This is a genomic window from Rhodococcus sp. NPDC006774 (assembly GCF_040636045.1).
Classification (GTDB): Bacteria; Actinomycetota; Actinomycetes; order Mycobacteriales; family Mycobacteriaceae; genus Rhodococcoides.
The window spans coordinates 1-24,041 of the sequence record NZ_JBEYIW010000025.1; the positions used below are offsets into that span (position 1 = coordinate 1).

General features: G+C 64.9%; 15 protein-coding genes. 1 reads left to right on the plus strand and 14 read right to left on the minus strand.

Annotated elements, in window-relative coordinates; all coding sequences use genetic code 11:
- Positions 1 to 317: 317 nt before the first annotated feature.
- Complete coding sequence (locus tag ABZ677_RS24520) at positions 318 to 1,289, plus strand: hypothetical protein (protein WP_358374164.1); 972 nt, start codon at positions 318 to 320, stop codon at positions 1,287 to 1,289.
- Positions 1,290 to 1,428: 139 nt separating this feature from the next.
- Here the strand turns inward: ABZ677_RS24520 and ABZ677_RS24525 are convergent, their stop codons facing one another.
- The 14 genes from ABZ677_RS24525 to glf all read right to left on the minus strand — a co-directional run bounded on the left by ABZ677_RS24525 (position 1,429) and on the right by glf (position 24,009).
- Positions 1,429 to 2,973, minus strand: a complete 1,545-nt coding sequence (locus tag ABZ677_RS24525) for an acyl-CoA carboxylase subunit beta (RefSeq protein WP_037187200.1) — start codon at positions 2,971 to 2,973, stop codon at positions 1,429 to 1,431.
- A 3-nt stretch (positions 2,974 to 2,976) separates the two neighbouring features.
- Complete coding sequence (gene pks13 / locus ABZ677_RS24530) at positions 2,977 to 7,998, minus strand: polyketide synthase Pks13 (protein ID WP_358374167.1); 5,022 nt, start codon at positions 7,996 to 7,998, stop codon at positions 2,977 to 2,979.
- Positions 7,999 to 8,041: 43 nt separating this feature from the next.
- A complete protein-coding gene (fadD32, locus tag ABZ677_RS24535) occupies positions 8,042 to 9,940 on the minus strand; it encodes a long-chain-fatty-acid--AMP ligase FadD32 (protein WP_037187195.1) in 1,899 nt (632 codons plus the stop codon).
- Positions 9,941 to 10,120: 180 nt separating this feature from the next.
- Positions 10,121 to 11,119 (minus strand): LLM class F420-dependent oxidoreductase, encoded by a 999-nt coding sequence (locus tag ABZ677_RS24540; RefSeq protein ID WP_037187193.1) that lies wholly within the window; start codon positions 11,117 to 11,119, stop codon positions 10,121 to 10,123.
- Between the two features lie 207 nt (positions 11,120 to 11,326).
- Positions 11,327 to 12,280, minus strand: coding sequence for a cutinase family protein (locus tag ABZ677_RS24545; RefSeq protein ID WP_037187191.1), 954 nt, complete (start codon positions 12,278 to 12,280; stop codon positions 11,327 to 11,329).
- Positions 12,281 to 12,290: 10 nt separating this feature from the next.
- Positions 12,291 to 12,836 carry a DUF732 domain-containing protein gene (locus ABZ677_RS24550; RefSeq protein ID WP_094633508.1) on the minus strand — a complete coding sequence of 182 codons (546 nt, stop codon included), beginning with the start codon at positions 12,834 to 12,836 and terminating at the stop codon, positions 12,291 to 12,293.
- 82 nt (positions 12,837 to 12,918) lie between these two features.
- The gene (locus ABZ677_RS24555) at positions 12,919 to 14,820 is read right to left on the minus strand and encodes an alpha/beta hydrolase-fold protein (RefSeq protein WP_094633426.1); all 1,902 of its coding nucleotides are present in this window, start codon (positions 14,818 to 14,820) and stop codon (positions 12,919 to 12,921) included.
- A gap of 222 nt (positions 14,821 to 15,042) precedes the next feature.
- Positions 15,043 to 16,056: an alpha/beta hydrolase family protein gene (locus ABZ677_RS24560; protein ID WP_052047297.1), complete on the minus strand. Its 1,014-nt coding sequence runs from the start codon at positions 16,054 to 16,056 to the stop codon at positions 15,043 to 15,045.
- Positions 16,057 to 16,386: 330 nt separating this feature from the next.
- Positions 16,387 to 17,397 (minus strand): alpha/beta hydrolase family protein, encoded by a 1,011-nt coding sequence (locus tag ABZ677_RS24565; protein WP_170945858.1) that lies wholly within the window; start codon positions 17,395 to 17,397, stop codon positions 16,387 to 16,389.
- Between the two features lie 219 nt (positions 17,398 to 17,616).
- On the minus strand, positions 17,617 to 19,419 hold the full coding sequence (gene zomB / locus ABZ677_RS24570) for a flagellar motor control protein ZomB (protein ID WP_196250541.1): 1,803 nt from the start codon (positions 19,417 to 19,419) through the stop codon (positions 17,617 to 17,619).
- A 40-nt stretch (positions 19,420 to 19,459) separates the two neighbouring features.
- Positions 19,460 to 20,365: a decaprenyl-phosphate phosphoribosyltransferase gene (locus tag ABZ677_RS24575; RefSeq protein ID WP_037187181.1), complete on the minus strand. Its 906-nt coding sequence runs from the start codon at positions 20,363 to 20,365 to the stop codon at positions 19,460 to 19,462.
- Positions 20,362 to 20,898 (minus strand): phosphatase PAP2 family protein, encoded by a 537-nt coding sequence (locus ABZ677_RS24580; protein ID WP_052047296.1) that lies wholly within the window; start codon positions 20,896 to 20,898, stop codon positions 20,362 to 20,364. The genes ABZ677_RS24575 and ABZ677_RS24580 overlap by 4 nt, the downstream gene beginning before the upstream one ends.
- Positions 20,876 to 22,783, minus strand: coding sequence for a glycosyltransferase (locus ABZ677_RS24585; RefSeq protein WP_358374177.1), 1,908 nt, complete (start codon positions 22,781 to 22,783; stop codon positions 20,876 to 20,878). Before ABZ677_RS24585 ends, ABZ677_RS24580 begins: the two co-directional genes overlap by 23 nt.
- The gene (gene glf, locus ABZ677_RS24590; protein ID WP_358374179.1) at positions 22,780 to 24,009 is read right to left on the minus strand and encodes a UDP-galactopyranose mutase; all 1,230 of its coding nucleotides are present in this window, start codon (positions 24,007 to 24,009) and stop codon (positions 22,780 to 22,782) included. The genes ABZ677_RS24585 and glf overlap by 4 nt, the downstream gene beginning before the upstream one ends.
- Between the last annotated feature and the right edge of the window lie 32 nt (positions 24,010 to 24,041).

The window sequence follows — 24,041 nt, forward strand, 5'->3', positions numbered from 1 at the left end:
CTGATCCTCGGTAAGTGAACTCCGTACACGCATACACACGCTCCCCAGTAGTCGGAACTGAATTCCTCAGTCCAACTTCTGGGGAGCGGTGCACATACGTCTGAGCGCGTGGATGGTCCATTCACCCTCCGGTGGGGCACAGACCGCGGACTTCATCGGGCTCCATCTGACGGCTTTATCATTCGAGTCCGACAGCGTCGTCCGGCTCGCGACCGGTAGCAGCCGATCCATCCACAGCCTCGTCGGGTATCCACAGACAATCGGCGACAGCGTCTAAATGCGACAAACGTGTCGGTGTCGAGTTCGACTCTTCGGGCATGAAAAGACGACAGTGGAACGCAGGTTCGTTGTTCGACCTGAGCTCGACCGGCGTAGTGACGCGCCGACAGCTTCGCGAAGTGGGCGTGAGTGACGCAGCGATCGACGGCAGATGCGCGGCAGGCGGTCCGTGGCAGCGGTTGCTACCGGGTGTCGTACTGCTACGCAACGGCCATCCCTCGACCCTCGAGCGCTCAGCCGCGGCGCTCGCGTACGGCGGCCCGACGAGCATGATCACCGGCTGCGTCGGACTCGATTCGTTCGGATACGGGACCAACGGATCCTCCGGGGAGGTTCATCTGCTGCTGCCCGCGGAGATGCGTCGGGCATCGGTGTCTTTCGTCCGAGCAGAGCGGACGTGGCGGCTTCCCGAGCCGATCACCAAGGGCAGCATCCGAGTTGCTCCTCTGGTGCGTTCATTGGTCGACGCCACGCGGGCCGCGAGATCCGAGGCACGGTGCGTCGCCTTGCTGACCGAGGTGCTCCAAAGAGGCAGCGCGTCCATCGACGAAATCGCCACCGAACTGGCCGAAGGCCCGCGACGCTACAGTGCGCTCACCCGCCGTGTGCTTCTCGAGTTGCGGGACAACGCGCACTCGGTGGCAGAACTCGCGGATCAACGTCTGTACCGAACCAGCGGGCTGCCCACGATGACGCACAACTGCGACATCTACGCCGGAAGCGGAGAGTTCATCGCCAACACGGACGGGTGGATCGACGCCGTGGCACTGGCACGGGAGATCGATTCCGTGACCCATCATCTGTCACCGGCCGACTACCAGCGGACACAAGCCCGACGCAACCGAATGCAGGCCCACGGTCTGATCGTCGTATCCCATTCACCGCAAGACATCCGCGATCGACCGCATCAGGTGCTCGACGACCTACGGATGAACTACCAGCACGCTCTCGCCCGACCTCGACCGGATGTAGTGATGGTTCCGCGTGAATGGACCACAGAACACGTCTGACCGGTGCAGTGGTCCATTGACACCGGCCCGGCCGTCGCGTGAATGGACCATTGCATACGTCTGAACGGTGCAGTGGTCCATTGACGCGAACGGGAGCGAAGCGACCCCATGCGAGGGCAGGGGCACCACTTCAATCTCGCTAGATCGGAAGCAACGAGTGCTTACGTGGACTCTTGTGCACTTCCTTGTCCTTCAGGATGTGCAGGGCCTTACGAATTTCGAGGCGCGTCTGGGAGGGCTCGATGACCGCGTCGATGTAGCCACGCTCGGCGGCGATCCAGGGCGTTGCCACGTGTTCGTTGTAGAAGTTGATGAGCTGCTTGCGCAGCGCCGGTGCGTTCTCTCCGGCCTCGGCGAGTTGTTTGCGACTCATGATGTTGATGGCACCTTCGGCACCCATGACGGCGATGCGGGCGGTCGGCCAGGCGAGGTTGATGTCGGATCCGAGCTGCTTCGAGCCCATCACCGCGTATCCGCCGCCGTACGACTTACGAATCACCACAGTCAGTTTCGGCACTGTCGCTTCGACGAACGAGAAGATGAAGCGGCCACCGCGATGGATGACGCCGAGGGTCTCCTGGTCGACGCCGGGCAGGAAGCCGGGTGTGTCGACCAGGAAGATGATCGGAATGTTGTAGGCATCGCTGAGGCGGATGAACCGGGCGCATTTGTCCGCTGCCTTGGCGTCGAGCGCCCCGGACAGGTGCATCGGCTGATTGGCGACGATGCCCACCGGCCGGCCGTCGACGCGGGCGAAGCCGGTGATGACGTTCGGTGCCGTCTGGCCCGACAGCTCGTGGAATTCACCGTCGTCGAAAATACGCAGGATGATGTCGTGCATGTCGTAGCCGGCGTTGTCGGCGTCGGGCATGAACGAATCGAGCTTGCGATCGGAGTCGGTGAGCTCGGGCTCTAGCCCCGGGTTGATCACCGGCGACTCTTCCTGGCAGCTCGACGGCATGTAGCTCAGGTAGTTCCGGATCCACTCGAACGCGGCCTTCTCGTCCGCTGCCACGTGGTGCACGTTGCCGTTGACCGCCTGGACGCGAGCACTGCCCAGTTCGTCGAGGCTGACGTCCTCACCGGTGACGGACTTGATGACGTCCGGGCCGGTGACGAACATGTACGCCTCTTCGGTGGCGACGACGATGTCGGTGTTGATGGGCGCGTACACGGCACCACCGGCACACTTGCCGAGGATCAGGGAGATCTGCGGGCACAGACCGGACAGCGCCTCGTGGCGTCGGCCCAGTTCGGCGTACCAGGCCAGCGACGTGACCGCGTCCTGAACACGTGCTCCACCGGAGTCGTTGATGCCGACGACGGGGCACCCCATCTTGATCGCGAAGTCCATGATGCCTGCGACCTTGCGGCCGAACATCTCGCCGACGGTTCCGCCGAACACCGTCTGATCGTGCGAGAACACGGCGATCGGACGGCCGTCGACGGTTCCGTGACCGGTGACGACGCCGTCACTGTAGAGGGCACCGGGATCGTTCGGGGCCTTCACCAGTGCGCCGATCTCGACGAAGCTACCGGGATCGAGCAACGAGTTGACGCGATCGCGGGCGCTGGGGATGCCCTTCTTCGCGCGCTTCGCTACGCCGATGTCGCCGGCCGGCTCCTTGGCCTGTTCGAGCTTCGCCCGTAGTTCGGCCAGCTTCTCCGCAGTGGTGCCACTCAAGATCTACGCTCCGGTTCTTGCAGACTCGATGTTCTCGAGCGTCTTCGACAAATGGGCCGCAATTTTTCCAATGTACGGCTCGTCGACGACGGCGAGATGGTCGCCTCCGACGTACACGATCTCGAGGTCCTCGACCACAGGTCCCCAGCCACCGTGCTCTTCACGGCTGGCGTACGCGGGCTCGAGGGCGATGGCGTCGTCGTGGTACTTGTCGGCCATGTACAGCGTCACGTGTCCGCCGTACTTCTTGAGCTCGGCCGTCTGGATCGCCCGGTTGTCGAGCCACGACGTGCGCTGGTGCTCGATGATGCCGCCGGGGATCTTCGCGCCACTGAGCTTCACCAGATCGGTGATGATGCGGATCTGGCCCTCGTCGTCCGATTCGACCAACTTGTCGTACGGAATCGGGTAGTCGACGTTGTAGGTCTTCTTCGCGAAGGCCGCGTACCGCTCCCAGCGCTTGCGCACCTCGTCCTTGGTGTCCGGGATCTGCGTACCGGGCATGACGGTGTCGAGCAGCCCGACGTAGGCGACCTCGATGCCCTCTTCCTCCATCTGACGCGCCACCTCGTAGGCGAGGATGCCGCCCAGCGACCAGCCGACGAACACGTACGGTCCTTCGAGCTGGATCGCCTTGATCAGCGGCACGTATTCCGCTGCTCGTACCGCGATGGGCCCTTCGACGCGCTCGAGTCCGTACATCGGCGTGCCTGCAGGCAGCTTCCGCAGCAGCGGCTCGTAGGCGACGGTGGAGCTACCGGCCGAGTGGAACGCGAACACCGGTGTGGCGGTGGAACCTTCGGGGCGGGCACGCAGGTTGCGTACGACGCCGTCGATCTCACCGTCTTCGAGGTGCGGACGAACCTTGTCGGCGAGCTGCTCGATGGTCTCCGAGTCCAGGACGTCGTCGAAGGTGATCTCGCCGCCTGCCCGCTCGGTCAGACGAGCGGCCAGCTTCTCGGCCGTCTCGTCGTCGAGGATGGGCAGGGTGTTGAAGATGCCCTTGGCCGATTCCTTCGTCACCACAGCCCATGTCGCGAACGTCATCCGCTCGGCATTGTCGCGCGGAGGCACGTCGGACCCGGCGGCCTCGGCGAAGGCTTCCTTGCCGCCGAGGTCGGTCTGCGCCGCGGCAGCAACAGCCGGGGCAGCCGTCTCGACGGGAGCGACATCCTCGGCAACGGGGGCAGCCTCGACCGGAGCAGGCGCAACAGCAGCCTGCTCGGCCGCCTTCTCCGCCGCCTGCTTGTCTGCCAGGGCCTGCACCTCGTCGCGGTTCTCGATCGCGTAGCGCAGGTACTTCTCCACCTCACGCAGATTCGCGTCGCGCACGGCCTGCAATTGCACTGTGGGGATGTCGAATTCGTACTCCACCCGGTTCTTGATCCGGACGGCGCTGAGCGAATCGAGACCCAGTTCGATCAGCGGAACCTCGGGCGGCAGATCCTCGGGCGCGTAGCCCATGGACTCAGCGACGATGATGGCCAGCCGGTCTTCGAGCTTCTGATTGCCGTTGGGATCCCAGCGATCACCGAAGGTCTCGACGACCTCCGGCAGTTCCTCCATGGGAGAAGAGGAACGCTCTTCCACAGCGACAACGGGTTCCGGACGCGCATCACCGGACGTGACGACGGCCTCGTGCAGCAGGGTGAACGCCGAGCCCTCGTGTGCGTGCACCTGAACCGACGCGCCGCCGAGGTGCGAGGTCAACGTCGTGACGACAGTGCCCACCTTCGGCACGCCGGCATGGGAAACCGAAACACCCAGGGCCACATCGGAGAACACCTGCGACGCAGCAGCAGTGACGAGTGCATCGAAACCGGTGACGGCCGAGGCCTGAACTTCCCAGACGTGGCGGCCGTCGGGCAGTGCGACGCGTGCGCCGGGCACCCGCGTGTTACCACTGGAGCTGACCTGCGAGTTGAGCCAGAACTCCTTGCGCAGGTACGCAGTTCGCGGGATCGGCGCGTACGGACCGGACTCGAACAGCGTCGCCAGTTCCAGTGCGTGGCCGTGGACGTACAGCTGCGCGAGAGCGGCGAGGAAGGTCTCGGACTCGTCCTCCTTGCGCTTGAGCGTCGGGATCAAAGTCGAATCGGCGACGCCTGCAGCCCATGCCGTGGCGGCCACCGACATCAACGCGACCGGGTTGGGAGCGAGCTCGACGAACGTCGTGTGACCGTCTCCCACAGCGACATTGACGGCCTGAGTGAACCAGACCGGATGACGCATTCCCTTGGTCCAGTAGTCGACACCGTGGATCGCCGCATGCCCGACGCGATAGTGCGCCTCACGATCGACCGACGAGTAGACCCCGGCGGTGAGCTTGCTCGGTTCGATTCCGGCCAGTTCGGCGGCCAGCTCACCGAGCAGCACGTCGACTGCTGCGGTGTGTCCGGCACCCTTGACGTCGAGCAGGCGGGCCATCTTGCCTGCTGCCTCGGCCATGTCGACGAGAGCCTCGACCTCGGCGCGTGGTCCTCCGACGGTGGTGTGCGTCGGTGCTGCGTAGACGCAGGGTTCGACGTTGGGGAATTGATCGGTGAGGGTTTTGACCTCGTCCGGGGTGTATTCGACGAGAGCCATGGCACCCTGCGATGCGGCTCCGAGTCCGTCCTGCCCCTCGGCCAGCAGTCGCGAACGGGCGTAGATGATGCGCACTGCGTCTTCGAGGTTCAGGCCACCGGCGACGTAGGCGGCGGCGACCTCACCCATCGAGTGGCCGATGACGGCTGCCGGCTCGGCACCGTGCGCGCGAAGCGTTGCCGCCAAGGCGATCTGGATGACGAAGATGCCGACCTGGGAGTTCTCGAACTCGTAGGTCTGCGAGTCGTCGAGGACGATCTCGCGGATGGAGTAGCCGGCCTCGTCGACGAGCAGCTCGTCCACCTTGTCGACCTCGGCCGCGAACACCGCGTTGGTGCGGTACAGCCGCGATGCCATCTTGCGGTGCTGCGAACCGAAGCCGGAGAACACCCACACGGCTCCGTTGGACGCGGGTGAATCCGCGGAGAACACGCCCGGGCCAGGCTTGCCGGCGGCGATGGCGCGCAGGCCCGCGATGGCCTCGGCCGTCGAGGAGGCCAGAACCACTGCGCGCGAACGCCCGTGGTTGCGGCGAGCCAACGTGCGGCCGACGTCGACGAGAGGCGTCGTGCTGCCCTCTTCGGTCTCGAGCCAGTCGGCCAATTCCGATGCAGCCCGCTTACGACGCGACGGCAGGGCGGCGGACACCGCGAGAATCACTGTCTCCGGAGCACTTTCGGACTCTGCCAGGATGGTCTCGGCCTCGGCGACCGGGCTGGTCGTCTCGGAATCGAGCTGCTCCTCGTAGACGCCCTCCACCACCGCGGCGTCCGGGTCCACGGCCGAGGGGTCGAATGCGCCGTCGGTCTCACCCGGGACGTACTCGCGCACGACGACGTGCGCGTTGGTGCCACCGAATCCGAAACCGGACACGCCCGCGACGGCCTTGCCGGTGTACCGCGGCCAGTCGGTGGCCTCCGGGATCACCTTCAGATGCGCCTTGTCGAAGTCGATGTACGGGTTGGGGCCCGCGTAGTTCAGCGAGGCGGGCAGCTTGTTCTGCTGCATCGCGAGGACGACCTTGATCAGACCTGCTGCGCCTGCGGCAGATTCGAGGTGGCCGAAGTTCGTCTTCGCCGATCCCAACAGAGCCGGCTTGTCGGCGTCACGGCCACGACCGACCACACGACCGAGAGCGTCGGCCTCGATCGGGTCGCCCAGAATGGTTCCGGTGCCGTGCGCTTCGATGTAGTCCACGCCCGACGGGTTGATACCGGCGTCGCGGTAGGCGAACCGCAGCGCATCGGCCTGTGCGTCCGGGCTCGGTGCGAGCAGTCCGTTGGAGCGGCCGTCCTGGTTGATCGCGGATCCGGCGATGACGGCGAGGATGTCGTCCCCGTCGCGTTCGGCGTCCTCGAGTCGCTTGAGCACGACGAGTCCGCCGCCTTCGGAACGGATCATGCCGTTCGCGTCGGAGGAGAAGGCCTTGATTCTGCCGTCGGGCGCAAGCACACCCGTCTGGCCGAATCCGACGGTGATGGGCGGCGCGAGCAGCATGTTGACGCCACCGGCAACGGCCAGATCGGATTCGCCGGTACGCAGACTGCGCACCGCCTGATGCACGGCGACCAGCGACGACGAGCACGCGGTGTCGACGGCGATCGACGGCCCGCGGAAGTCGTAGAAGTACGACACTCGGTTGGCGACGATGGCGGTGGACGTGCCGGTGAGGGCATACGGGTGCACGGCCGGGTCGCTGACGGCGATGAGCTGGTAGTCGTTGGACGAGCTGCCGATGAAGACGCCGACCTGGCTGCCCTTGATCGAGCTGGCCGGAATGTGCGCGTGCTCCAACGCTTCCCAGGTCAGTTCCAGCGCGAGCCGCTGCTGCGGATCGACGTTGACGACCTCGTTGGGCGACATCGCGAAGAACTCGGCGTCGAAGGTCTTGACGTCGTCGAGGTAACCGCCCTTGGTCACCGTCGCGGCCACCGCCGCAGCGATGACGGGATCGGAGGTGAATTCCTGCCAGCGGCCGTCGGGCAGATCGGTGATGCCGTCGCGGCCCTCGATCAGCAGCGACCACATCTCTTCCGGAGTGTGTCCGGTGCCAGGGAATCGAGAGGACAGGCCGACGATCGCGACGTCGTGCGCGTCGCCCGACTGGCCACCGCTGGTGTAGAACGCATCGTCGACGGTGCCGACCGGCTCGTCCGGCTCGCCCTCGATGATGATCTTGGCGAGCGAAGCGATGGTGGGGTGCTGATAGACGACGGTGGCGGTCAACGTGACCCCCACGAGTTCCTCGATCTCGCCGCTCAGTGCGACGGCATCGCGAGAGGACAGACCGAATTCCTCCATCGGGCGGTCGTCGGAGATGGCCGACGCCGGTTGCCCGGTCGCGTCCGCAACCCAGTTGCGCAGCCAGTCCCGCAACTGCGCAACCGTGAGGTCTCCGCCGTCCACGCGCTCGATTTTGTCTGTCTCTAGTTCAGCCATTACTCACCAAGTCGTGTCGGAGGAAAAACGGAAGATGCGTCCGTCAGTCGGGCAGTTCTGCGTCCGGGAAGGCCGTCTGCTGATAACCGCCACGCAGCGTGCCCTCGATGTACGCCGCCTTGCATGCGCGTCGAGCGATCTTGCCGCTCGACGTACGCGGAATGGAACCGGCCGGTACGAGGAGGACGTCGCGAACCGTGACGCCGTGCCGGGCGGACACTGCGGCACGCACCTCGTCGGCGATCGGAGCCGGGTCTGCCTTGCCGGAGCCGGGTGCGCGCTCGGCGACGATGACGAGCTGCTCGGAGCTGTCGTCGGAGTCCTTGGTCAGGGCTGCGCCACTGAACTCGAACACGACGTCCGGAAGCTGGTTGAGCGGGACGGCGAAGGCCGCGACGAAGCCGGGACGCAGGGCCTTGCTGGCTTCCTGAGCCGAGAACTCGATGTCCTGCGGGTAGTGATTGCGGCCGTCGACGATGACGAGGTCCTTGACGCGGCCGGTGATGTAGAGCTCGCCGTCGTGGTAGACACCGAAGTCGCCGGTACGCATCCAGTTACCACCCTCGGGAGCGCCCTCTGCGTGCGAGCCCTCGGGATTGCGGTGGACGAGCTTGTTGTGGAAGGTCTCCGTGGTCTCGGTTTCGCGGCCCCAGTAGCCCTTGCCGATGTTCTCGCCGTGCAACCAGATCTCACCGACGTGCTCGTCGGCAACCTCGCCGGCGGTCTCGGAATCGACGATGGCAGCCCACTGGCTGCGGGCGACGGTTCCGGTGGACACCTGCGGGATGGCACCGGGGGCGTCGGGGGCGACGACGACGAAGTTGCCCGCGTTGAGCTCGACGCGGTCGACGTAGACCACCTTCGCCTCGTCGGCGTGCTTGCTGGTGGAGACGAACAAAGTCGCCTCCGCCATGCCGTAGGACGGCTTGATCGCGGACTTCGGCAGACCGTACGGACCGAACGCCTCGTTGAACTTCTTCATCGACGACGTGGTGACGGGCTCACTGCCGTTGATCAGACCGATGACGTTGGACAGGTCGAGGCTCTCGCCGTTCTTCGGCAGACCGCGCTGGGCGGCGTGCTCGAACGCGAAGTTCGGTGCTGCTGCGAAGGTGCCTGCGCCGTCGGAGACTGCGGCGAGCTCCTTGATCCAGCGCCAGGGCCGCTGCACGAAGGCACGCGGGCTCATGATGGTGATGTACTTGCCGCCGAGCGCCGGGAGGATGACGGTGAGCAGGCCCATGTCGTGGAACATCGGCAGCCAGGTGACACCGCGGGAGTCGTGGTTGATCTCCATGCTGTCGACCATCTGCAGCGCGTTCACGCCCACTGCCCGGTGCGTGATCTCGACGCCGGCCGGGGTACGCGTCGAGCCGGACGTGTACTGCAGGTAGGCGATGTCGTCGAGCCCGGCCTTGGGCTCGACCCACGTCTCGCCGACGCTGTCCGGGACGGCGTCGACCGCGATGATCCTGGGCCGCTCCGCAGCAGGCAGCGCGCGGAAGAACGCGCGCACGCCTGCAGCCGAATTGCTCGCGGTGAGGATGGCGCTGGGCTTGCAGTCACCGAGGACGGCATGCAGGCGGTCGGTGTGACCGGGCTCGTCGGGATCGAACAGCGGAACCGCGATGGTGCCCGCGTAGATCGCACCGAAGAAGGCGATGACGTACTCGAGTCCCTGCGGGGCCAGGATGGCCACGCGATCACCGGGCTGGGTGACCTGCTGCAGGCGAGCAGCGACAGCTTTGAGGCGAGTACCGAACTCGGCCCAGGTGAGCTCGTGAGCTTCACCGTCACGTTCCCGGGAGTAGTCGACGAACCGGTACGCGAGCGTGTCGGAATTCTCCTGCACGTTCACCTCGACGTGGCGGACGAGTGTCTGCCCTTCGCCGATGGTGATGTGGCCGTTCTCATCGATGAAATCATCGAACGTGTGGCTCATTACTTCAATCTCCTCCGACACGAATCCGCTGCCACACAGCCTGCGTGACCTGGGCCCACACGACCGGCTACGTGCATGCAGACACCGAACAGCGTTTTATGTTACTGACTAGTAGCTCTTACGGTGTCGGTTTGGCACCTGGTTTCGAGGCCAGCTACATCGTACCGACACGCGCCTACGTCACTCGCCTTTCAGCAAGTCGACAACCGGCGCGAATGCTTCCATTTGAGTAGGGAAAACCCCGACATAGGACATCGTCGTTCGCGCGCGAACGTTACGGATCTGATCGGCAATTTCCTCGTATGTCCCGAATGCGAGGTACGGAGACGACAGAATGTCCTCGACGGTGAGCTTGACGTCGACGTCCACGTTCGGCGGGTAGCCGTTGTCGAGTGCCGCCAGCGCCATCTCGGCCATCTGCTCCCGATCGTCGGTGACGACGATCGTGGTGATGGCCCAGTTCAGTTCGATGTCGTCGAACCGATCCCCCGCAGCGCTGCGAATGAGCTCGACTCGCTCGAGGGTCTTCTCGATGGTCATGCCCGAGAGCAACAGCTTGCCCTCCTTCGAGGTGCTCGGCACCACGGAGATGATGTCGGCGTGCTTGGCCGCGAGCGCGAGCATCTTCGGACCGCCACCGCCGATGCAGATCGGAGGACGCGGCCCCTGCCGTGGCCGAGGACTGCCCTTGAGTCCTGCGATCGTGTAGTGCTTGCCCTCGAAGTTGCATTCCTGACCGCGCAACAGGACGTCGAGAATTTCGAGGGTCTCTTCGAGCTTCTCGATGCGCACGCCCGGGCGGTCGTACGTGATACCCGCCTTGTCGTACTCCTCACGCATCCACCCCGCACCAAGACCGAGTTCGAGTCGACCGCCCGACAGCACATCGATGGTGGCCGCATCCTTGGCCAGCACCGCAGGATGCCGGAAGCCGTTGGCCAGGACAGCAGTGCCGAGCCGAATCTTGTCGGTGGCGACGGCGAGTGCTCCGAGTGCCGCGATCGGACCGACCTGGTTGCCCAGGTGGTCGGGAATCATGAAGCTGTCGTAGCCCAGTTCCTCGGCCTGTTGCGCCAGCTTGATGAACTTCCGAGCCCCGCCCTCCTCGGCGTTTCCCTCTCCGCCTGCAGCGAATCGGAATTTGCGCGGCCCTGCGGTCGCGGCCTCGGCGGAACTCATCTATTGCTCTCCTCGGAGTGTGCAGCGGTCTTGTTTCGGGTGGCGAGAGCAGCCCGGCCGAGGCCGATCTGCGCAGGTCCAAGGCGCCACTCTAGCTGCTGACCGGAGTCGATCACACCGGCTGGGGGGTTTCACGGCTCAGGTTTGTGCCTGGCAATAGATCGCCACGCATTGCGTTGTGACGTTTCCGTTATGAAGCGTCGTCGCTCACGAATGCGCGGGCGTCGGGGCGTTCTCGATCAGTCCGGCGGCCCACGCAGCGGTCCACTGAGTGGCCGTCGTACCGGATTCGTCGACGACAAAACTGTTGTACGACGCATGAACGGGGTTGCCTGCAGCACCGATCAGAATCTGGATGCTCTGCGGAATGTTGCGGAGCGACAATCCATCCGACGGTGACGAGCAGATCAAGTCGCCGGGAGCGCAGATCTCGTTGGTCCGGTCGTCGAGAGCACCGAAGCCACCTTCTCGACGCCCCGTCATCGTGATGCCGGGCAGGTCGAGTCCGCCCAGAGCGACCTCTGCACCGACGCCGTCGAGCGGGGCCGGAACGTCGGTACCGGAGACGCCGTCGCGTCGACCGTCGGCGATGACGGTGACACCGAGAACCCGATCGGCGGAGATGGGACCGTTGCCCGCTCCGATGTCAGCCGCGATGTCGCCGGCGATGACCGCGCCCTGCGAGAAACCGGTGAGGACGAAGTTGGTCAACGGGCAACGCGCGCTGACATCGGTCATCTTCTGCACGGCGACGGCTTTGCCTTCGGTACGACTGTTGTTGTAGGACTGCTGGCCGTCCGGCGGCAGTGCGATGGGGTTCGAGAACTGAGCCACGTACGGCACGGTGTAGACGTCGGCTCGCGAGCCGGGGAACTGCTCCTGCAGCGGGCGAGTGACGTTGAGCATCAGCGAGGCCGGATTGGCCGTCGGGTTGTACGGATCGTCGGTGGCAGACGACTCCCAGGTACCGGGAATGGCGATGACCTGGACGTCGGGGCAGTCCGCCGGCTGCGACGTCGGCTCCTCGGGACCCGGCGGCACCGGGATACCCGGTTCCTTCGGCAGCCGTCCGGCCAGCAGGTACCACAGAGCGACGATGATCAGACCGATGATCGCCGCAACGGCGATCACCGGAAGAATTCTGCGCTTACGCTTGGCCATCACCGTGGATCTACGGCCTGCAGTAGGTCGCCTGCGCGGCGGCGATGTAGGTCTGGGCTGTTTGCTGAGCCTGCGTCTCGCTCACCTGAGTTCCGGCTGCGCTGGCCTCGACGCCGACGTTCGCAGTGACGAACGTCGAGATCTCCTCCGCCGCGACTCCCTGCGCCTGCGCGGCACAGATGTAATTGGCCGTCGACACCGCGATGTCGCCGTTGCCAGCCGGAGTGATGCCCTGCTTCTTCAACTCGTCCAGGAAACTCGTACCGCGGTCGTCGATCTGGCTTTCCGTCGGCCCCGGGAAATCGTCCGGGACCGGCTGCGGCTGCTCGGGCGGCGCGGTGGCCGCCTCACCCGGGCTTGTGGTGGGCGCAGCAGTGGTGGTCTCGGCAGCCGACGTCGTCGAACTCGCCTCGGTCGTCGTCTGAGCGGCCGAGGTGGTGCTCGTCGGCGCTCCGGTCGCCGTCGAGTCGTCACTCCCGCAGGCCACCAGCATCGCACTCGCCGCCACGGCGAACACACCGAGCGACAGAGTCCTGGTGAGGGAATTACGCGTCATCGATCGAAATCCTTCGGTCGTCGGGTTCGCAGGCGACAGTACCGCCACGCTCTGAGAGGACTCTGAAGAGTCGTGCACCTCGTTACGGCGCGATCGTGGCAACGCCGTCCTTCAGCGTGATGATGCCGAACTGGAAGTTCTGCTGCTTACCGCCACCGTCGATGTCGAACTGATCGCTGGTGGGGTAACCCAACCGGCCGCCCTCGTAGCCGACCGATCCCCACGCGTCGAAGATCGGACCGTACGGGGTGGACCAGGCTCCGCTCAGAGGGCTCCAGTAGATGTTGCCCGTCTCGAACTGGTTGAAGCGTCCGCCGTCCCTGATCGGGCCCAGCTCGTTGGACTTGGGGAACCCGAGAGCTCCACCCTCCCAACCCAATTCGCCGTACTTGCCCAGAATCATGCCCTGCACCGAGTGCACCCCTGCGTCGGGCGAGGTGTAGATGGCACCTATCTCGAAGCCCTGCACCGATCCGGGCTTGTTCGGCGTCGCGACCTCGTCGAGCACCGGGTAGCCCAGCGGTCCGCCCTCGTAACCCTGGGCGGCCCACTCGTCGAGCACCGCGCCCTTGACCGCGTGCGCGCCGGTCTGCGGCGTGAAGTAGACCATGCCGTTCTGGAAGGCGTTGAACCGTCCACGACCGTCGGGAGTTCCGATCTCGCCGGTCGTCGGGAAGCCGAGAGCGCCCTCGGGGCCCCTGTTGCCCTGATAGATGCCACCGATGGCACCGGCAACGACCTGCGCCCCGGTATCGGGGGTGAAGAAGACCCGACCGAAGGTGAAGTCCTGAGCCCGTCCGCCTGCCACGTTGTATTCGGCGGTCAAGCACGGCCCGAGCCACGAATTGGCACCGCTCGCGTTGCCGATCAGTCCGGCAGCGCTGCACGCGGGCTTGTCGACCTCGACACCGAGCGCGGTGGCGAGCTGCGGCCACAGCTGATGCAGCTCGAACTGCCAGTACGGCCACGAGTGCGTGCCCGACGGCCGGTAGTTGACCTGAGCAGGAATCCCGAGCTGATTGAGCTTGGTGGCGAACGTCTGCGAGGTCAGTCGCGACAGGATCTCGAGCCCCATGCCGGCGTAATTGGTGCTCACGCCGGGAATGGGCGACGGCTGATCGTACGGTCCGGCCGAGCCGTTGCCGCTGGAGATGTACAGACTGACGCCCTCGAGCTTGTCGGCCAACATGTACGGATCATGCTGTGCCCACAGCGAATTCGACGGCGGCCCCCACATGGCGCTCGAGTTGAACCCGCCGGCGTCGGTCATCGCGTACTGGATGGCCTGCGGCATGCCGAGCGAGGTGGTGCTCAGGATGCCCGAGAGCGATCCGGCGAACTTGAAGAAACCGGGATTACGCGCTGCGAGGAACATCGCGGACGTGCCGCCCATCGACAGTCCGACGACTCCGCGGTTGTCGGTGCTGCGCCAATCGCGTTCCAGAATGGGCGGAAGTTCCTTGGTCAGGAACGTCTCCCACTGGTAGTTCTTTCCGTTGTCCTGATCGACCCAGTCGGAGTAGAAGCTGGACTGGCCGCCGATGGGCAGGACCACGTTGACGTTCTTGTCGGCGAAGTACGACTCGGCATCGGTCTCGGCCGTCCAGCCGTTCTCCTGATCCGTGGCGCGCAGTCCGTCGAGCATGTACACCTGCGGGAACGTCGCCTGCGGGTTGATGTTCCAGTCACGTGCGAGCAGCAGCTGAACCTGGATGGGCGTGCCCATCGACGGAGATTCGATCCACAGGGCGACGCGACGGTCGGAGAGCCAATCCACCGAGGTCACCGTGGCACCGGACGTCTGCGTGTAGGCAGGCCCGGCAAGTGCGACAGGTGCCGTCCGCGCGACGGGGGCAGCGGAGGCAACGGTCGTCGTCGCGAAGGGGATCATCAGCGCGGAAGCGACGGTCAGCGCTGCTGCCGCTCGCCGAGCCCGTGTGCCGGCCGATGTAGTCCGACCGAACCGAACAAGCTCAGTGCGCATGATGGTGACTCTCTTTCGACGTGACTTTCGAAGGTCTCCTATCGAGACATGCTTCGTATGTCTTTCTACACGTGCCCGATGCCGACGAGCAGCAGACTCGCTGTGACTGGTGGTGCAATTGTGAACTGGGTCGACGGTGGCGATCACGGTCGAGACCGAAAAATGCCGCCCGGCGCACAGACGCGGGGCGGCATTTCTCGAAGAACAACTTGTCGATCGGTGTCAGGCGTTGAGCGCGTCCAGGATCTGGCCGCGAGCCTTCCACAGCTCGGCTCCCCAGTACGGCCATGCGTGAATGCCGTTGGACGGGAAGCTGTAGGTGGCCGGGATGCCGAGGGTGTTCATGCGGATCTGGAATGCACGGGTGTTGGCGAGCGAGAGGGCCTCGAGAGCCATGCCGTTGGCGGTGTTGTAGAAATCGATCGGCGCGGCCGGTCGATCGAACTCGCCGGGCAGACCACTGGCTGCCGAGATGTACAGGGACATGCCCTCCAGCCTCGGTGCGAAGACGAACGGGTCGTTACGCAGCCACGCCGGGTTCCAGGGCGGTCCCCACATGGAGTCGACGTTGAAGCGTCCGGCATCGAGCATGGCGACGCGGATGGCCTCGCGCATGCCGGGTGCCGAGATGTTGAGGTAGCCCGAGAGCGAACCGGCGAACTTGAACTGATCGCGGTGGTACGCGGCGAGCGTCAGAGCGGCCGAGCCACCCATCGACAGTCCGAGAACACCGTTGTTGCTGCGCGAGACACCGTAGTTCTCGAGGAACGCAGGCAGTTCCTGGGTCAGGAACGTCTCCCACTTGTAGGTGACTTCCTGGCCGTTGAAGTTCGACGAGGTGTACCAGTCGCTGTAGAAGCTCGACTGACCACCGACGGGCATGACCAGGGTCACGTCGTCGTTTGCGAACTGATCCTGCGCGTTGGTCTCGAACGTCCAGGCGTTGCGGTCGTCGCGTGCGCGCAGTCCGTCGAGCAAGTAGAGAGCAGCGTTTCCGCCGCGGGCCGCCCACTGCACCTGAACCTTGATGGGGCCCATCTCGGACGGGACGATCAGGTCTTCACGGCCACCGGCAGGGGCCTGATGCGCGACAGGAGCGGGCGCTGCAACAGCCACTGCTCCACCGACGACACCGGCTGCGAGGGGAAGGACGAGCGCTGCAGCACCGACGCCGAGCAGGCGCTGACGCCAGCGTGAAGACGCCTTCGGTGTTCTGCTGAGGCCGGCAAATCGCATGAATCGTGCTCTCTCTCATCTACGCGGTCTCCGCGACATGCGGCCCCCGGCAATCGAACAGGGCTTTCCTGGTGGCCCCTCGAGGCCGAAGGACGACGTGGTCCCGAAAAATCTGAGGTTCTGCTGTGAAAACAGGCGAACCGCTCGATGGAGGTTATTCCATCGAGCGGTTCCAAGGCAAAACTGTGATCAGCGTCCCAGTTTCACCTCGACGTTTCCCTGAAACAGGAGACTATCCTGCCCGGTCCCCGCTGAACAGCCCTGAAAAGTCGTGAAGTTTCACGAAAGGCCGAAAAACGGGCGAAACAACCGAAATGACCGTTGACCGGGTCAGTTACCGATGTTGGCGCTCAGGTCCGGTGCCATGATGCGGATCTGCTCGCCCCAGTAACCCCACTGGTGGGTACCGACGGCCGGGAACGCATACGTGACGTTGTTGGCACCGATGCTGGCCATGCGGATCTGGAACGCACGACTGTTCGCCAGCGCGATGGCCTCGAGGCCCATGCCGTTGGCGGTGTTGTAGTAGTCGATGAAGCTCTGCGGGCGATCGAGTCCGCCGGGCAGACCGCTGCCTGCGAAGACCCACACGCGCGTTCCGTTGTCACGCAGGCGAGGTGCGAAGACGAACGGGTCGTTGCGCAGCCACGCCGGATCCCACGGCGGTCCCCACATCGCGTCGATGTTGTAGCGGCCGGAGTCGAGCAGGGCCAGACGCATCGCTTCACGCATGCCGGGAGCGGAGATGTTCAGGTAGCCGGACAGCGAGCCTGCGTAGCTGAACTGGTCCGGGTGGTACGCGGCGAGCGTCAGAGCAGCCGAGCCACCCATCGAGATGCCGATGACACCGTTGCGGTTCGGGTTGAAGCCCCAGTTCGCACGCAGGTTCTCACGCAGGTTCTGGGTCAGGAAGGTTTCCCACTTGTAGGTGGTCTGCTGCCCGTTGAAGTTCGAGGGTGCGTACCAGTCGGAGTAGAAGCTCGACTGTCCGCCGACCGGCTCGACGACGTTGATGTTCCAGGAGGCCAACACTGCACCGGCGTCGGTCTCGTGCTCCCAGCCGGAGATGTCGTTGGTGGCCCGCAGCCCGTCGAGCAGGTAGACGACACGGTTGGTGTTACCGTCCGCGGCGCGCCAGACGCGGCTCTTGATCGGACCCATGCTCGAGTCCGTCCATACGTCGATGGCATTGCCGTCGAAGGCCGCATTGGCAGTTGCGCCACCACCGGCTACAGCCAATCCCAGTGGTAGGACCACTGCCATCAGCATGGACGTGGCGGCGCGGCGTCCCCAGGACCCACCTCGCTTGTCCTCGGACCGGCTCTTCCTTCTACCCAGCATGCACTCGACCTCTCAGCTGCTTCGTCGTCACATCGGTTACGCAATCAACGCTTGATCTCGCAAGTTCACCATGTCTGTCGTCCGACCACACAGGTCGGACGCATACACATCCTCCGCACTTATCGCGCGAAGGACGACCCCCGTTACATGATCGAGATAGCTCATCTTGGCGTCGAGACCAATTCGGCGCAACCCGGTGACCCTTTCGTGTTCGGACACCTAATTGTCTGCCTTCAATATCGGGGCCGGAAGATCACATCGTTGTATTTCGTACTTCGGCACCCGATCGAACCGATATCCGGCGTAGAAGAGCGAACGCTTGAAATTCCGGACGAACAATTCCTTCGTCAGCGGGGCCCGATACGAGGTCAGCAGCTCCTGGGTGTCGGGGCAGGTCAGTGCCACCTGAGCCTCGGTGACCCAGTCCTCGTCCATGTACCAGGGCAGGTACGGATGGACGGCGACGAGCCCGAGATCGGCCACGACCCAGTCCGGATACAGGTTCTTGTCGTGCCCGATCCGACCGTTCTCGAGCCGCTCGGTGTGTGACGCCAACGGGTAGGCCAGCCCCATCTGGTCGATCACCCGCACGTCGAGACCGACATTCATGCTGGTCATTCCGAGGTTCAGGAAGAAGACGGTGTGACCGAACCCACCCTCGGGGATGGGCAGCGGTGGTGGCACGACATCCCAATACGTGAACTGCGCCGACGGCAACAGCAGGCCGCCGTCGGGAGTGTCCTCGATCGCCTCGACCATCCCTCGCATCCGCGGGTAGTCGAGGTAGTCCGAGGCCAGGATCGGATGAGCGTGCCCGGTGTTGAGCGAGTAGAACGCTCGCTCGTCGACGATGCCGCTCCGGCCGACGATCGAGCCCTGCGGCATACCCGTCGTATTGGCAGCCACCACGGCCCAGACGACGATGCCACCCCAGACGAAAAGATCGGCGGCGAAAACCGCGGTGGCGCGGTCTGCAGACCAGCGTTCGGGGAGGGCAACCGGCAGCACCGAAATCGGCAACAAAAGCGTGAACAATGCCGGCAACAATGTTCGACCGTGCATGAAATCGCCGCCGACGCGAATCGCGTACAAAGCCAGCAGAAGTCCACTGATCAATACGAAGACGACCACGGCGGTCGGCGTCCGTAGTGCCGCGAGCCAGCCGCCGACGGTACGGGGCAGGGACAACTGCACTCGGGAGGCCGACAGAACGGCACCGACGACGAGCAGTACGAGCGGCAGCCACAGCAGGTACGGGCCCACGAGGTTGGACAGGTACTCGAATCCCTGCGACCACTTGGCTCCGCCTGCATCCTTCGAGACCGCGGTGTTGGGGTACGGCAGGCCGTAGTAGCCCATGCGCCAGATCTGATAGAGCACCGGCACGGCTCCGGCGAAAACGAACACTCGGAGCCGGGACAACCAACTCTGCGGGGCCAGGAAGATCATCGCCAGCGCCAGCACCGCCACGATGGACAGTTCCGGACGCACCAGCGGGCCGAGCCCGGCGAAGAAGGCCAGCAGCAGCAGCTCGACGCCACCGGCGCGGCGCTGACCCCACCGAACCATCAGCAGCCACAGCATCGCCAACCAGAAGATGACCAGGCAGGTCTCGAGGCCGGACGTCGCGAAGTCGCGGGCGGGCGGAACCGCGATGTAGACCAATACACCGGCAGGCAGGAACAGAGTCTTCGTCGCGGTGCGGCCGCGCAGCGCGAACGTGCCGATCATCGCGATGACGACGGCCGCCGTGGACAGAACCAGTGCGATCGTCAGAACGACGTACTCGAGCCTGCCCTCGCTCAGCCAACTGCCCGCATAGACGAGGTAGGTCCAGATGGTGCTGGTGTTGGTCTCCACCCGTTCGCCCGCATTGAACACCGGTCCGTTACCTGCCAGCAGGTTACGGACGGTACGGAGAACGATCAGGCCGTCGTCGGCGATCCAGCGGCGCTCCCACGCACCCCAGAGGAACAACGCCCCGGTGACCACGGTCCCGATCCAGAAGACGGGCCGGGTCATCGGTGCCCGAGCGGAGTTCTCTTCTCGCGCGTCTCGCTGGTCAGGCGAGGTAGACAGCGACACCAACCACTCCGATCCACGCTATGGCGAGTAGCTGCAGAACCCTGTCTCCCAACGCGATCTCTTCGGGTTCGCCTGCCTCGCCGCCATCGACATCCACTGCATATCGCAGGATTGCGATAGTAAACGGAATCATCGAGATGGCGAACCAGTTGGCACCCGTGCCTGCGTCTTCCTGGAACGCCCACAGGCCGTAACAGATGACAACGGCAGTCGCGGACAGTGTCCAGACGAATCGCAGGTACGTGGTGGTGTAGTTCTCGAGCGATTTGCGAATCTTCGCTCCGGTGCGTTCGGCGAGCTGCAGCTCCGCGTAGCGCTTACCGGCCGCCATGAACAGCGAGCCGAACGCCATGATCAGCAGGAACCACTGCGACAGCGGGATCGAGGCAGCAACTCCACCGGCGATCGCGCGGAGCAGGAAGCCCGAGGAGACGATGCAGATGTCGAGCACGGCCTGGTGCTTGAGGCCGAAGCAGTACGCCAGCTGGATGACGATGTAGACGCCGATGACCAGCGCCAGCTTCCAGTTCGCGATGAACGAGAGGCCGATGGCGAGTCCGAGGGACACCACCGCCATCGCGTAGGCGATGTTGACGGGCAGCACGCCCGCGGCGATCGGCCGGAAGCGCTTGGTGGGGTGCGCGCGGTCGGCTTCGACGTCCATGGCGTCGTTGACCAGGTAGACCCCGGAGGCGGCGAAGCAGAACACGACGAACGCCAGCGCAACGGACAGCAGCACGTCGCGATCGGTGACCGACCCGGCCGCCAGCGGCGCAGCCAGCACCAGAACGTTCTTGACCCACTGACGCGGACGAAGCGCCTTGACGATGCCGTCCGCCAGGTTCTTCGGCGGTGCGCCTACGGGTGCGGCATCCTCGCTCATTTGTCTCCTTCGAACTTCACGACGGCCGCAGCCGTCAACGCGCCGAGTGCCGATCCTGCCAGCACGTCGGTGGGGTAGTGGACTCCGAGCACCAAGCGCGAGAGCAGCATGGGTGGGACGAGGACCGCCGGTAACGGTAGCCCGGTCACCCGGCCGAGGAGAACCGCGGCGGCTGTGGTGGATGTCGCATGCGAGGACGGGAAGCTCAGCTTGCTGGGCGTCGAGACGTTGATGCGCACGGCCGGATCGTGCGGGCGTGGCCTGCGCACGATGCGCTTGATGACGATCGACGCGGCGTGGGAGCCGACTGCCCCGACGGCCACCGAGGCCCACTGACGCCGACGCGGCTTGTCCAGTGCGGCTCCGATACCGGCGATCGCGACCCAGCCGAGTGCGTGTTCGCCGAAGTGCGACATGCCACGGGCGACGGTGATCGCGCCGGGGGCACTGCCGACGGTGCTCTGCACCTTCTCGAGGATCCTGACTTCCGTCGGAGCCTCGGTCTGGCCCTTACGCCTGGTAACGAAAGACACGTTCCCACGTTTCCTTACTGGTCAGGTGCGGCACGGCATCGCGGTACCGAGCCTTGAGGGCGGGGAATTCAGCTGCCAACTGCTTGCGCAGCGACAGGGCTTCCTTGAGCAACGCCGCGGCCTGCCGGCGATCCCGCTTGCGGTAGACGACGCCACGACCGTCGGCAGTGGTGACGGTGACGCCGTCGACCTGAGAGAGCAGGAACCAGCGCGCGTCGAGAGTCGGGACGTTGAGCTGCGGGCGCTCATGGTGCTGGGTGTGCGCGGGCTTTGCGTTGTGCAGCAAGCCTTTTGCCAGACGGCGGACCTTGGAGATCGGGTTGGTCGGCAGGCCGACGGCTCCGACTTCCTCACCGGACGCGAGCGGCAGCTCGGTGGAACTGCCGACGACGACCGCGTCGGGAAATTCCTTGCGCAGTGCGTGCACGGTCGGCAGCGCGGTGGGCAGGATCTCGAGGATGTGCTCGGGGCCCGCCAGGAAATCGCGGATCGCGAGGTTCTGAATGGCGACCGTCGAGTATTCGAGGCACAGCAGATGCTTGACCGTGGCCTTGATCGTGTCGAGCACCAGGCCCTTGCCGTCGCCCGGCATGTGCAGCGATGCCACCACCAGGCGGTTGCGCAGATGGAAGTACGCCTGCCAGTCGATGGCGTCGTCCTTGTCGCTCCACGCCATGTGCCAGATGGCCGCACCCGGCAGAGTCACCGTCGGGTAGCCGGCTTCCCGTGCGCGCAAGCCGTATTCGGCGTCGTCCCACTTGATGAACAGGGGCAGCGGCTGCCCGAGTTCCTCGGCGACGACGCGCGGAATCATGCACATCCACCAGCCGTTGTAGTCGACGTCGATGCGGCGGTGCAGCAGTTTGCTGGTGCGCAGCGGGTCCTCGGAGAAGTCGTGGTCGTACTCCACGTTCTGCGCGCCGGTCCACATGAAGTTGCTTCGGTCGATCACTTCGCCCATGACGTGCAGGTGACTGCGCGCCTGCAGGTTCAGCATCTGGCCACCGACGAGCGTGGGGACCTTGGCGAACCGAGACATGGCCAGCGCCCGCAGGATCGAATCGGGCTCGATCTCGATGTCGTCGTCCATGAACAGGATGTGTTGGCACGAGGTGTTGTTCAGTGCCTCGTACATGATGCGGCTGTATCCGCCGGATCCGCCGAGGTTGGCCTGATCGTGGATGGCGAGTCGGCCGCCGAGTGCCGCTGCGGCCTCGTCGAATCCGGGCTCGTCCTTGGCCTTGCGGGTGCCCTGATCGGGCATGATGACGGCCTCGATCACGTCGAGAACCAACGGATCCGAGCCAAGGGCCACAAGGGCTTTGACGGCGTCGGTCGGGCGATTGAAGGTAGGGATACCGACCGCGACGGTGGCCTCGCCCGGTGCCTCGATCGGCGCATACCAACCCGCGCTCTCGAGCACCACCTCGGAGTCGGAGGTGATGTCGAACCAGATCCAGCCGCCGTCCTCGAACGGACCGAGGTCGATCAGAAACTCCTGCGCCGCATCGCCGTCCACGGCCTCGCGGCCCTCGACGTGAATGCGCGACGCGTCGGCCTTGGACCGGTAGACGTCGATCCGGCAGTGTCCGGAGATTTCGACGCGCAGCACCACGGACTTCAGGACGCTGTAGCGCCGCCAGTAGCTCGCCGGGAACGCGTTGAAGTAGGTGCAGAACGACACCTCGGACTCGGAGCCGATCGTGACCGAGGTCCGCGAGAGCGAGTGTGCGCGTTTGGCGTTGGTGAGCGCCTCTTCGAGGTACAGCGTGCGCACGTCGAGCGGTTCACCCGAGCGCGGCAGCAGCACCCGCTGCAGCAACGACTTTCCGAGAATCGGGGCGACATCCGCGGCCCCGTCCTCGAGCAGGTGCTTGGCGGTCACTTGTCGCCTGCCAGGGGTGCGCCGGTCTCGAAGTGCGGAACCAGGGTGTTCTCGTACATGTTCAGTGCGCTCGCGATCGCCATGTGCATGTCCAGGTACTGGTAGGTGCCGAGGCGTCCACCGAACAACACTCCGTTGGAGGCCGCTTCGGCCTTGGCGCGGTCGCGGTAGGCCTCGAGCTTGCTCCGGTCGTCCGGAGTGTTGATCGGGTAGTACGGCTCGTCGCCGCTCTTGGCGAAGCGGGAGAACTCGCGCATGATGACCGTCTTGTCGGTCGGGTACTGGCGCTCGGGGTGGAAATGACGGAACTCGTGGATCCGAATGAACGGCACGTCGCCGTCGTTGTAGTTCATCACCGGGGTGCCCTGGAAGTCACCGGTCGGCAGCACTTCGGTCTCGAAGTCGATTGTGCGCCAACCCAGTTCGCCCTCGGAGTAGTCGAAGTAGCGGTCCAGTGGGCCGGTGTAGACGATGGGAGCGTCGGGGCTCTCGGCCACGAGCTCGGCCTTGACGTCGAACCAGTCCGTGTTCAACCGGACCTCGATCTTCTCGTCGGCTGCCATCTTCTCGAGCCACGCGGTGTAGCCGTCGACCGGCAGTCCCTCGTACGTGTCGTTGAAGTAGCGGTTGTCGAAGGTGTACCGCACCGGCAACCGGGTGATGTTGCCCGCGGGCAGATTCTTCGGATCGGTCTGCCACTGCTTGGCGGTGTAATCCTTGATGAACGCCTCGTACAGCGGACGCCCGATCAGAGAGATCGCCTTCTCCTCGAAGTTCTGCGCGTCCTTCGAGTCGAACTCGTTGGACTGCTCTTCGATGAGAGCCCGCGCCTCGGCAGGCGAGAAGTACTTGCCGAAGAACTGCGAGATCAGGCCGAGGCCCATCGGGAACTGATACGACTGACCCTTGTGCAGCGCGAAGACGCGGTGCTGGTAGCTGGTGAAGTCGGTGAACTGGTTGACGTACTCCCAGACCCGCTTGTTCGAGGTGTGGAACAGATGCGCGCCGTACTTGTGGATCTCGATACCCGTTTCGGGCTCGGCCTCGGAATACGCGTTGCCGCCCAGGTGGTGCCGCCGATCCAGCACGAGGACACGCTTGCCCAACTGGGACGCCGCCCGCTCCGCCACGGTCAGTCCGAAGAACCCGGATCCGACGACGATGAGGTCGTATCGGCCGGTCACGGAGGCGTCGGAAGAGGTGGTCTCGGGGCTTACAGCAGTCACGGGCAACCAGGGTATCCGACGATCGTGACCGC

Coding starts and splice junctions, on each gene's coding strand:
- ABZ677_RS24545 (WP_037187191.1), bottom strand. CDS start 12,280: ATGGCCAAGCGTAAGCGCAGAATTCTTCCGGTGATCGCCGTTGCGGCG.
- pks13 (WP_358374167.1), bottom strand. CDS start 7,998: ATGGCTGAACTAGAGACAGACAAAATCGAGCGCGTGGACGGCGGAGAC.
- ABZ677_RS24550 (WP_094633508.1), bottom strand. CDS start 12,836: ATGACGCGTAATTCCCTCACCAGGACTCTGTCGCTCGGTGTGTTCGCC.
- fadD32 (WP_037187195.1), bottom strand. CDS start 9,940: ATGAGCCACACGTTCGATGATTTCATCGATGAGAACGGCCACATCACC.
- ABZ677_RS24520 (WP_358374164.1), top strand. CDS start 318: ATGAAAAGACGACAGTGGAACGCAGGTTCGTTGTTCGACCTGAGCTCG.
- ABZ677_RS24555 (WP_094633426.1), bottom strand. CDS start 14,820: ATGCGCACTGAGCTTGTTCGGTTCGGTCGGACTACATCGGCCGGCACA.
- ABZ677_RS24575 (WP_037187181.1), bottom strand. CDS start 20,365: ATGAGCGAGGATGCCGCACCCGTAGGCGCACCGCCGAAGAACCTGGCG.
- zomB (WP_196250541.1), bottom strand. CDS start 19,419: ATGACCCGGCCCGTCTTCTGGATCGGGACCGTGGTCACCGGGGCGTTG.
- ABZ677_RS24560 (WP_052047297.1), bottom strand. CDS start 16,056: ATGCGATTTGCCGGCCTCAGCAGAACACCGAAGGCGTCTTCACGCTGG.
- ABZ677_RS24565 (WP_170945858.1), bottom strand. CDS start 17,397: ATGCTGGGTAGAAGGAAGAGCCGGTCCGAGGACAAGCGAGGTGGGTCC.
- ABZ677_RS24540 (WP_037187193.1), bottom strand. CDS start 11,119: ATGAGTTCCGCCGAGGCCGCGACCGCAGGGCCGCGCAAATTCCGATTC.